Genomic DNA, 8,507 nt, shown 5'->3' with positions numbered 1-8,507 from the left:
GGGCAAAATTTTCCATAGTCATATATACTCTTTTCGGTACACCGCCAAGGGGTGCGGGTTAGGTTTGAAATGACCTGCCGTCCTTGGCGCGGCAGGTTGGGAAATGTTTTCAGACGGCCTTGTTATACGGTTAACAGGCCGTCTGAAATGAAAACTTCGCGATTATACTCCAAATTTTAAACTTTATGATACCAATCAAGCACTTTTTTTACAGCTTCTTCGATAGAAAGGTTGTCGGTATCTAAAAGCAGGGCGTCGGGCAGCTGTTTCAATGGGGCAACAGGGCGGCGGCGGTCTGCTTCGTCGCGCGCTTCAATGTCCGACAAAATGCGCTCGAATGCCACGCCTTCGCGTGGGAGGCCGAGCTGCTTGGCACGACGTTGGGCGCGGACATTGGCACTTGCGGTCAGGAAAATTTTTAATGCGGCATTAGGGAAAATAACCGAGCCGATATCGCGGCCGTCGGCGACCAAACCTTTTTCGTTTAGAAAGTCGCGTTGGCGCTGCAAAAGGGCTGTGCGCACTTTAGGCAACTGCGCGACGGCAGATGCCCCCATGCCGATGGCTTCGGTACGGATTTGTTCGGATACATCTTCGCCGTTTAATAACACGACGCTGCCTTCAAATTGTGCGGGCAAAGTTTCTGCCAGTGTGCTGACGGCGTCTTCATCTGTCCAGGCAACATTTTGTTTTTGTGCGTAAAGCGCCGTCAGGCGGTAAAGCGCACCGGAGTCGAGGTAAACAAAACCCAAGGCTTCGGCTACGCGTGAGGCAACCGTCCCTTTACCGGATGCGCTGGGGCCGTCGATGGCGATGACTTTTTGCTTGAGGCTCATGTGTTCTCCTGAATGCGATAGGTATTTGAATTAACCGTTTATTATACGTTGCTTTGGCCGCCTGAAAACGAAAATTTTTGTGTGATTTAAATTTGAAGGAAAAGTGGCTCGGCCTTATCGGGTATAATGGCCAAAATCATAATTTAACCGCTTTGTCTGATTGTTCGGGCCGTCTGAAACAACGGGTCGGGAATAATCTTAGAATTTAGAAACATTATGTTACAAACCGATAATCTTACTTCTGCACAACCTCAGCGCATTATCACTGCTCAAAATATTTCAGCTCAGGAAGAATTGCTTGAACGCGCTTTACGTCCGAAAACTTTGGATGACTATATCGGGCAGGATAAGGCCAAAGAGCAGCTGGCTATTTTTATTCAGGCGGCGAAAAAACGTGGCGAAGCACTTGACCATACTTTGCTATTTGGCCCACCGGGTTTGGGCAAAACTACTTTGGCGCATATTATCGCCAAAGAATTAGGCGTTAATTTGCGCCAAACCAGCGGCCCTGTTTTAGAGCGCGCCGGCGACCTTGCAGCCTTATTGACCAATCTCGAGCCGCATGATGTGCTGTTTATCGATGAAATCCACCGTTTAAGCCCTGTGGTTGAAGAAATCCTTTATCCTGCGCTTGAGGATTATCAGTTGGACATCATGATAGGCGAAGGGCCGGCCGCGCGTTCGGTCAAAATCGATTTGCCGCCGTTTACATTGGTGGGCGCGACGACCCGTGCCGGTATGTTGACCAATCCGTTGCGCGACCGTTTCGGTATTGTGTCCCGATTGGAGTTTTATCAAAACAAAGACTTGGCAACTATTGTTGCTCGCTCCGCCCAATTGTTGCAGTTGGACATGGGCGAAGAGGGTGCGATGGAAGTGGCCAAGCGCAGCCGCGGTACGCCGCGTATTGCCAACCGCCTTTTGCGACGTGTACGCGATTATGCCGATGTGAAAAACAATGGCGTCATTGATGCGGGAATTGCCGATGCGGCCTTGAGTATGCTGGATGTGGACGGTCAGGGTTTGGATGTGATGGACAGGAAATTCCTTGAGGCGATTCTGCACAAATTCAGCGGCGGCCCTGTCGGTTTGGAAAACGTGGCTGCTGCGATTGGCGAATCGACCGATACCATCGAAGATGTGATTGAACCTTATCTGATTCAGCAGGGCTTTTTGCAGCGTACACCGCGCGGACGCGTAGCAACCGAACGAGCCTATCTGCATTTCGGTTTGAAGGTTCAAGAATAATAATGAAGGCCGTCTGAAAACCGCTTTCAGACGGTCTGATACTTTCAATTTCATATGATTGTCGGTAAATATCTGCCGATAATCGGTTAAAATGTCCCCCTTTTCTTTTTTGAAGTTTCCCCATGAATATCTTATCCGTAGAAAATGCTTCTTTTGCCGTCGGCCATGTCGCCTTGCTCGACAAAACTTCTTTTCAACTCGACAGCGGCGAGAAAATCGGTTTAATCGGCCGCAATGGTGCGGGTAAGTCTTCGTTTCTGAAAATCCTCTCCGGCGTGCAGAAACTTGACGACGGGCAGATTATTGTTCAAAACAACCTCAAAATCGTTTATGTGCCGCAGGAGTCCTTTTTTGATAAGGACGCAACCGTATTTGATATCGTTGCCGAAGGTTTGGGCGAAATCCGCGATTTATTGCGCCGTTATCATCACGTTAGCCATGAGTTGGAAAATGGTTCGAGTGAGGCTTTGTTGAAAGAACTCAACGAATTGCAACTCGAAATCGAAGCGAAGGACGGCTGGAAACTGGATGCGGCAGTCAAGCAGACTTTGGGCGAACTCGGTTTGCCGGAAAACGAAAAAATCGGCAACCTCTCCGGCGGACAGAAAAAGCGTGTTGCCTTGGCGCAGGCTTGGGTGCAGAAGCCCGACGTATTGCTGCTGGACGAACCGACCAACCATTTGGACATCGACGCGATTATCTGGCTGGAAAACCTGCTCAAGGCGTTTGAAGGCAGCCTAGTCGTGATTACCCACGACCGCCGTTTTCTGGACAACATCGCCACGCGCATCGTCGAACTCGATCGCGGCATTTTACGTTCCTATCCCGGCTCGTTCTCCAAATACAGCGAAAAAAAAGCGCAGGAATTGGCGGTTGAGGCGGAACATAACCGCCTCTTCGACAAATTCCATGCGCAGGAAGAAGCGTGGATACGCAAAGGCATTGAAGCGCGCCGTACCCGCAACGAAGGCCGCGTGCGCCGTTTGGAAGAACTGCGCCGCCAGCGCGCCGAACGCCGCAACGTGCAGGGACAAGTCAACTTCAAGCTCGACAGCGGCGAGAAAAGCGGCAAAATCATCGCCGAACTGGAACATGCCTCGTTTGCCTACGGCGACAAGGTCATCATGGACAAATTTTCCGCCATCTTGCAGCGCGGCGACAAAATCGGCTTAATCGGCCCAAACGGTATCGGCAAAACCACCTTCCTTAAGCTGATTTTGGGCGAATTGCAGCCGACCTACGGCAGAATCCGTATTGGCAGCAAGCAGGAAGTTGCTTATTTCGACCAGTTCCGCAGCGCGTTGAATGAAAACGACACCGTGTTTTACACGCTCGGCCAAGGCAACGATTACGTCGAAGTCGGCGGCAAGAAAAAACATGTGATGAGCTATCTGGAAGATTTTCTGTTCCATCCAGCCCGTGCACAAAGTCCTGTTTCATCGCTCTCCGGCGGCGAACGCAACCGCCTTCTGCTGGCAAAACTCTTTACCCGTCCCGCCAATATTTTGGTCTTAGACGAACCGACCAACGACTTGGACATCGATACCCAAGAGCTGCTTGAAGACTTGCTGCGCGATTACCAAGGCACGGTATTCCTTGTTTCGCATGACCGTATGTTCTTGGATAATGTGATTACCCAAAGCATTGTTTTCGAAGGACAAGGCCGTCTGAAAGAATACATCGGCGGCTATCAGGATTATATCGACGCAAAATCGCGAGAAGAGAAAATTCAGACGGCCTCTGCGCCTAAAGCGGTTGCCGAGCCTGAGAAAGTCAAACCCAAAGCCAACCGCACGGTCAAACTTTCCTACAAAGAACAGCGCGAACTCGACGCCCTGCCTGACGAAATCGCCGCTTTGGAAACCGAGCAGGCTGAAATCAATACCCAGCTTTCCGATCCTGAAATTTTTAAAGATTACGAAAAAGCAGGTGCATTGCAAAGCAGGGCTGAAGAAATCGAGATGTCGCTTTTGGAAAAGCTGGAACGCTGGGAATGGCTGGAAGCGAAACAAAATGGAGAAGCGGTTTAAATTGGGAATTTTGTCCCAAAGTAGGGCGGATATTTTTCTAAATCATGCCGTCTGAACCCCGAATATTCAAAAACAAGGTCTACAACCACATGAAAAAAGTCGAGAAAAACGTATTGGTACTGCATAGCGCTGAGGAAATGTTTGAGCTGGTGGACAAGGTCGAGGACTATCCAAAATTTTTGCCGTGGTACAGCAAGACCGAAGTCATCGAACGCAAAGGCAACGAGCTCAAAGCGCGCCTGTTTATGGACTATATGCGTGTCAAGCAGTCGTTTGCAACGCACAACCACAATATCCCGGGGCAGGAAATCCGCATGGATTTGCTCGAAGGGCCGTTTAAAACCCTGCGCGGCACTTGGAAATTTATCGACTTGGGCGATGATATGTGTAAAGTCGAATTCAGATTAGAATACGATTTCTCCAATGCCGTACTCTCTGCCATGATTTCCCCCGTATTCGGCCACCTCGCCGGCACGCTGGTGGATGCTTTTATTAAAGAGGCTGACCGCCGCTATGCTTGAGATTGAAATTGTTTACGGACTGGCTGATAGGCAAGTGTTGAAGGGTATGACCGTTGCCGAAGGGACAACCGTACGCGAAGCCGCATTGAAAAGCGGTTTGGAGGTAGAGTTTCCAGAGTTGGATTTGCAACAAGCGCCTTTGGGTATTTTCGGCAAGGCCGTGAAAGACGAGACGGTGTTGCGCGATGGCGATCGGATTGAGGTTTATCGTCCATTGTTGATCGATCCGAAAGAAGCGCGACGTAAACGCGCCGGGCAAGAATAAATCCAAGGCCGTCTGAAACTTTTCAGACGGCCTGTCAAACTGAAAGAACAGTAATGAGCTTGAAAATTAAATTAATCGTCGGTTTGGGCAATCCAGGCCAAGAATACGAACAAACGCGCCACAATGTCGGCTTTTGGCTGTTGGACGAACTGGCGTGGAAATGGAAAGTCAATTTTAAAGACGAAAAGAAATTTTACGGCGAAGTAGCGCGCGCTGCTACGCCTGATGGCGATGTTTGGCTGCTCAAACCCATGACTTTTATGAACCGCTCCGGTCAGGCAGTTGCCGCTTTGGCTCAGTTTTACAAAATCAAGCCGGAGGAAATCTTGGTGGTTCATGACGAGCTGGATATCCCATGCGGCCGTATCAAATTCAAACTTGGTGGCGGCAACGGCGGACACAACGGTCTCAAAGACATTCAGGCTCGTTTGGGTACGCCTAATTTCTACCGTTTGCGCTTAGGTATTGATCATCCTGGCGACCGTAATCTGGTTGTCGGTTATGTGTTGAATAAACCGTCGGCGGAACACAGACAGCAAATTGATGATTCCATCGCCAAATCCCTGCAAGGATTGCCGGCCGTGTTGAATGGCGAATGGGAAGAGGCAACGCGTTTTTTACACAGTAAGTAAGCGTGCCCAAATCAAACGGGCAGCCTTGCACATTAGTTCAGACGGCCTGAAAACAGACGGCGCAGTCTGGCTAGCGATAAACCAATTAAAGAAACAGTAAATATGAACGAACTGACCAGCCTGATGCAGACCGAAGCCCCAGGCATTGTTGGCGAAACATTAGACTTCTGCCTTTACGAATGCAGTATTGAAGATGCCCCGGATGCTGAAGAAGTAGCACAATGGCGTGATATTTTGAAGGCACGGGGTGGAAAATTTGTCCGCTTGGCAGACATCTGTCAAACATGGCTGGATGAAGAGGCCAAAAAATGAAAGCCTTGCCATTAAACAAATTTACTGCCGCTGCCTTGATCTGGTTTGCCGCCGCCATTTATGCCTTACTTTTCAAAGAGGGCGGCAATAGCGCTCCACCATTCCCCCATTTTGATAAAGTCGGCCATTTCGGACTGTTTTTCGGCCAGGCATGGTTGTGTGCAAAAATATTTATTCAAGACAATAGGACTATTCCCTATAAAGGCATTCTGTTTGCCGCTTTATTGTTTGCCATAGGAAGCGAGCTGGCTCAGGCATTTCTGACTGCTACGCGCCAAGGTTCAATCGCGGACGGCATTGCCGATATGGCAGGTACGGCTGCGGCACTGTGGTTTGCAGCAAAAGTAAAAGCAGCAAAAGTAAAAGCAGCAAAAAGTTAGATATATTTAAAGAAGTTAAAAGGCCGTCTGAAATCCTGAGCAACAGGTTTCAGACGGCCTTTTGTTACTTGATATTTGAAGCAATGATTGCTTCATGTCAAGTATTCAAATATTAGAATTTTACGCGTACACCGGCAGATACTTCGTGAGTATGGAGCTTAACGTTATTGATCTTGCCCCAATGGTTATAGCGATAGCCAGCGTCCAAAGCAACGTTAGGAGTTACTTCGTAGCTTACACCAGCCATTACACCCACGCCGGTTTTAGTTTCTTTACGTTCATGATATGAATTAGCTGTCTCAACTTTTGTTGAAGCATGATTAACAGCCACACGAGCACCTACCCCAACAATTATTCTGATTGTATTTTCTTGTGGAAAATTAAGCAAATCTAAAAATGTTTTAGCTGTTGTAAAACTGCATTTATAAAAAGCATTGTAACAAATCGTTTAAGAACAAACGGCCTTGCTCGGTCGGGCGGAACACGGTTGGGTCTGATTCAAGCAGGCCTTTTTGTCTGGCGGTTTCGATTTGAGCCATAATTTTTGCAGTGGGTACGCCGGTACGTTCCTGCAACGTTGCAGCAGGTACACCGTCAGTCAGGCGCAGGGCGTTCATCATGAATTCGAATGGAAGGTCTTCGGCAGCAACAGTTTTGCGTTCGACTGCTTCATGCGGATTGCTCTGCATGGCGGCAAGATAGTCGTTGGGATGACGACGGCGGACGGTGCGTTCGATATGGTCGGGATAGGAGATTTTGCCGTGCGCACCCGCGCCTATCCCTAAGTAATCGCCGAACTGCCAATAGTTCAAATTATGGCGGCACTGCATGGCAGGTTTTGCAAAAGCCGATGTTTCATAGTGGATAAAGCCTGCGCTTTCCAATGCGCCGTGTACGGCATCTTCAATATCCAATGCTGCTTCATCTTGTGGCAATCCTTTGGGCGGCGTATGACCAAAAGGCGTGTTCGGCTCCATGGTCAGATGATATGCGCTGATATGCGATACGCCTGTTGCGATAGCGGTTTGCACATCGTTTAAGGCCGTCTGAACCGTTTGGTTTGGTAGGGCATACATCAAATCGATATTAACTTTTTCAAATAATTTCAAGGCAGTGTCAATGGCTGTCAGGGCTTCTTTGCTGTTGTGAACGCGTCCCAATCGAGCAAGCATATCGTCATTAAAACTTTGCACGCCGATAGACAGACGCGTAATGCCTGCATCTTTAAATCCTTGAAATTTCTCAATTTCAAATGTGCCCGGGTTCGCTTCCAAAGTAATTTCCGCTTCGGGTTGCAAGCGCAACAGCGAGCGCACGCCGCTTAACAAGCGGTCAATCGATTCCGCTTGAAACAGGCTGGGTGTACCGCCGCCGAAAAATATGGTTTCCACCGGTCTGCCCCAAATATTGGGCAATTCAAGCTGCAAGTCGGTTAATAGGGCATCGATATAGGCTTCTTCCGGTAGGCCGTTTTTGAGACTGTGGGAATTGAAGTCGCAATACGGGCATTTTTTGATGCACCAAGGAATATGGATATAGAGTGATAAAGGAGGTAGGGCAGTTAGCTGGCCGGGGCGTTGGAAGGTGATTTGGGTCATGATATGTGTTGAGGCTCGAGGCCGTCTGAAATTTTTAGGCCGCTATTTTAACTGAAATGTCAGCTGGGAAAGTAATCAGTAGGAAATTTGCGAAGTCTAAGCGCTCAAAAAAGCTTCAATTTCTTCTTCTGATAATTTGGAATTGCAGACGGATTTTATTTTGCCTTGTGAGATTTTGAGTAATGCGGGAACAGTTTTGATGCCGTATTGTTCACGAAAAGTTTTTAAAGCTGCTTTGTTGCTGCTGTCTGTAAAGCGGATGGTAAGCTGCTTGTTTAAGGAAACGGTAAGCAGTTTTGCAACAAAACGGCGACAGTATGAACAGCTTGGTTTGCCTAAAAATATGATAGCAGTTTCTTGACCGTCAATGAGTTGCAGAAGTTCGTCAGTTGTGGTTGGGATGAAGGCAGCGACATGTTTTGCAAAGGCTGCCAATTCTTCAGGAGAGGGTTTGGGCATGGGAATGAATGTGAGGTAGGCTGTCTGAAGGCTTCAGACGGCCTGTTATTTTTATGTGGTTAAAGTCTTTTGCGTATCCAAGACGAGAGTTTGGGTGCGCCGAATAGCAGGAAAATGCCGATAAAAAGCTGCGCGATGTTGGCAAGTATACCGGCTTGGTTTTGTGCGCCGAGGTCCGCCCAAACGGATGTATGTGTGTCGATAGCAATAGACTGTACAAAAAGAT

The 8,507-nt window shown here is 48.5% G+C and carries 11 protein-coding genes; 7 read left to right on the top strand and 4 right to left on the bottom strand.

Annotated elements, in window-relative coordinates; genetic code table 11:
- Nucleotides 1-176: 176 nt before the first annotated feature.
- Complete coding sequence (gene cmk, locus ACTHUT_RS10580; RefSeq protein ID WP_440386303.1) at nucleotides 177-836, bottom strand: (d)CMP kinase; 660 nt, start codon at nucleotides 834-836, stop codon at nucleotides 177-179.
- Between the two features lie 216 nt (nucleotides 837-1,052).
- Between cmk and ruvB the strand changes: the two genes are divergently transcribed.
- The 7 genes from ruvB to ACTHUT_RS10545 all read left to right on the top strand — a co-directional run bounded on the left by ruvB (nucleotide 1,053) and on the right by ACTHUT_RS10545 (nucleotide 6,224).
- Nucleotides 1,053-2,084, top strand: coding sequence for a Holliday junction branch migration DNA helicase RuvB (gene ruvB / locus ACTHUT_RS10575; RefSeq protein WP_440386304.1), 1,032 nt, complete (start codon nucleotides 1,053-1,055; stop codon nucleotides 2,082-2,084).
- Nucleotides 2,085-2,206: 122 nt separating this feature from the next.
- Entirely contained in the window at nucleotides 2,207-4,114 is a 1,908-nt protein-coding gene (locus ACTHUT_RS10570; protein ID WP_440418781.1) for an ATP-binding cassette domain-containing protein, read from the top strand.
- A gap of 89 nt (nucleotides 4,115-4,203) precedes the next feature.
- Nucleotides 4,204-4,635 (top strand): type II toxin-antitoxin system RatA family toxin, encoded by a 432-nt coding sequence (locus ACTHUT_RS10565; RefSeq protein ID WP_003747011.1) that lies wholly within the window; start codon nucleotides 4,204-4,206, stop codon nucleotides 4,633-4,635.
- Entirely contained in the window at nucleotides 4,628-4,900 is a 273-nt protein-coding gene (locus ACTHUT_RS10560) for an RnfH family protein (RefSeq protein ID WP_070712674.1), read from the top strand. Before ACTHUT_RS10565 ends, ACTHUT_RS10560 begins: the two co-directional genes overlap by 8 nt.
- Before the next feature lie 53 nt (nucleotides 4,901-4,953).
- Nucleotides 4,954-5,532: an aminoacyl-tRNA hydrolase gene (pth, locus tag ACTHUT_RS10555; protein ID WP_150537434.1), complete on the top strand. Its 579-nt coding sequence runs from the start codon at nucleotides 4,954-4,956 to the stop codon at nucleotides 5,530-5,532.
- Between the two features lie 102 nt (nucleotides 5,533-5,634).
- On the top strand, nucleotides 5,635-5,844 hold the full coding sequence (locus tag ACTHUT_RS10550; protein ID WP_440386305.1) for a dioxygenase: 210 nt from the start codon (nucleotides 5,635-5,637) through the stop codon (nucleotides 5,842-5,844).
- A complete protein-coding gene (locus ACTHUT_RS10545) occupies nucleotides 5,841-6,224 on the top strand; it encodes a VanZ family protein (protein WP_440386306.1) in 384 nt (127 codons plus the stop codon). The genes ACTHUT_RS10550 and ACTHUT_RS10545 overlap by 4 nt, the downstream gene beginning before the upstream one ends.
- A 112-nt stretch (nucleotides 6,225-6,336) precedes the next feature.
- Here the strand turns inward: ACTHUT_RS10545 and ACTHUT_RS10540 are convergent, their stop codons facing one another.
- From ACTHUT_RS10540 to ACTHUT_RS10530, 3 genes are all read right to left on the bottom strand, one after another.
- Nucleotides 6,337-6,612 (bottom strand): opacity family porin, encoded by a 276-nt coding sequence (locus ACTHUT_RS10540; protein WP_440386307.1) that lies wholly within the window; start codon nucleotides 6,610-6,612, stop codon nucleotides 6,337-6,339.
- Nucleotides 6,613-6,646: 34 nt separating this feature from the next.
- A complete protein-coding gene (hemW, locus tag ACTHUT_RS10535; protein ID WP_440386308.1) occupies nucleotides 6,647-7,822 on the bottom strand; it encodes a radical SAM family heme chaperone HemW in 1,176 nt (391 codons plus the stop codon).
- 96 nt (nucleotides 7,823-7,918) lie between these two features.
- Nucleotides 7,919-8,281: a thioredoxin family protein gene (locus ACTHUT_RS10530; protein ID WP_440386309.1), complete on the bottom strand. Its 363-nt coding sequence runs from the start codon at nucleotides 8,279-8,281 to the stop codon at nucleotides 7,919-7,921.
- Nucleotides 8,282-8,507: the final 226 nt, after the last annotated feature.

Source organism: Neisseria sp. P0022.S010 (assembly GCF_051956635.1).
The sequence above is the reverse complement of the archived record's forward strand: the minus strand, read 5'-3'. Positions and strand labels throughout refer to the sequence as shown.

Bases quoted from the DNA above. Each gene is read 5' to 3' on its own strand.
- cmk (WP_440386303.1), bottom strand. From the start codon at position 836: ATGAGCCTCAAGCAAAAAGTCATCGCCATCGACGGCCCCAGCGCATCC.
- ruvB (WP_440386304.1), top strand. From the start codon at position 1,053: ATGTTACAAACCGATAATCTTACTTCTGCACAACCTCAGCGCATTATC.
- ACTHUT_RS10570 (WP_440418781.1), top strand. From the start codon at position 2,207: ATGAATATCTTATCCGTAGAAAATGCTTCTTTTGCCGTCGGCCATGTC.
- ACTHUT_RS10565 (WP_003747011.1), top strand. From the start codon at position 4,204: ATGAAAAAAGTCGAGAAAAACGTATTGGTACTGCATAGCGCTGAGGAA.
- ACTHUT_RS10560 (WP_070712674.1), top strand. From the start codon at position 4,628: ATGCTTGAGATTGAAATTGTTTACGGACTGGCTGATAGGCAAGTGTTG.
- pth (WP_150537434.1), top strand. From the start codon at position 4,954: ATGAGCTTGAAAATTAAATTAATCGTCGGTTTGGGCAATCCAGGCCAA.
- ACTHUT_RS10550 (WP_440386305.1), top strand. From the start codon at position 5,635: ATGAACGAACTGACCAGCCTGATGCAGACCGAAGCCCCAGGCATTGTT.
- ACTHUT_RS10545 (WP_440386306.1), top strand. From the start codon at position 5,841: ATGAAAGCCTTGCCATTAAACAAATTTACTGCCGCTGCCTTGATCTGG.
- hemW (WP_440386308.1), bottom strand. From the start codon at position 7,822: ATGACCCAAATCACCTTCCAACGCCCCGGCCAGCTAACTGCCCTACCT.
- ACTHUT_RS10530 (WP_440386309.1), bottom strand. From the start codon at position 8,281: ATGCCCAAACCCTCTCCTGAAGAATTGGCAGCCTTTGCAAAACATGTC.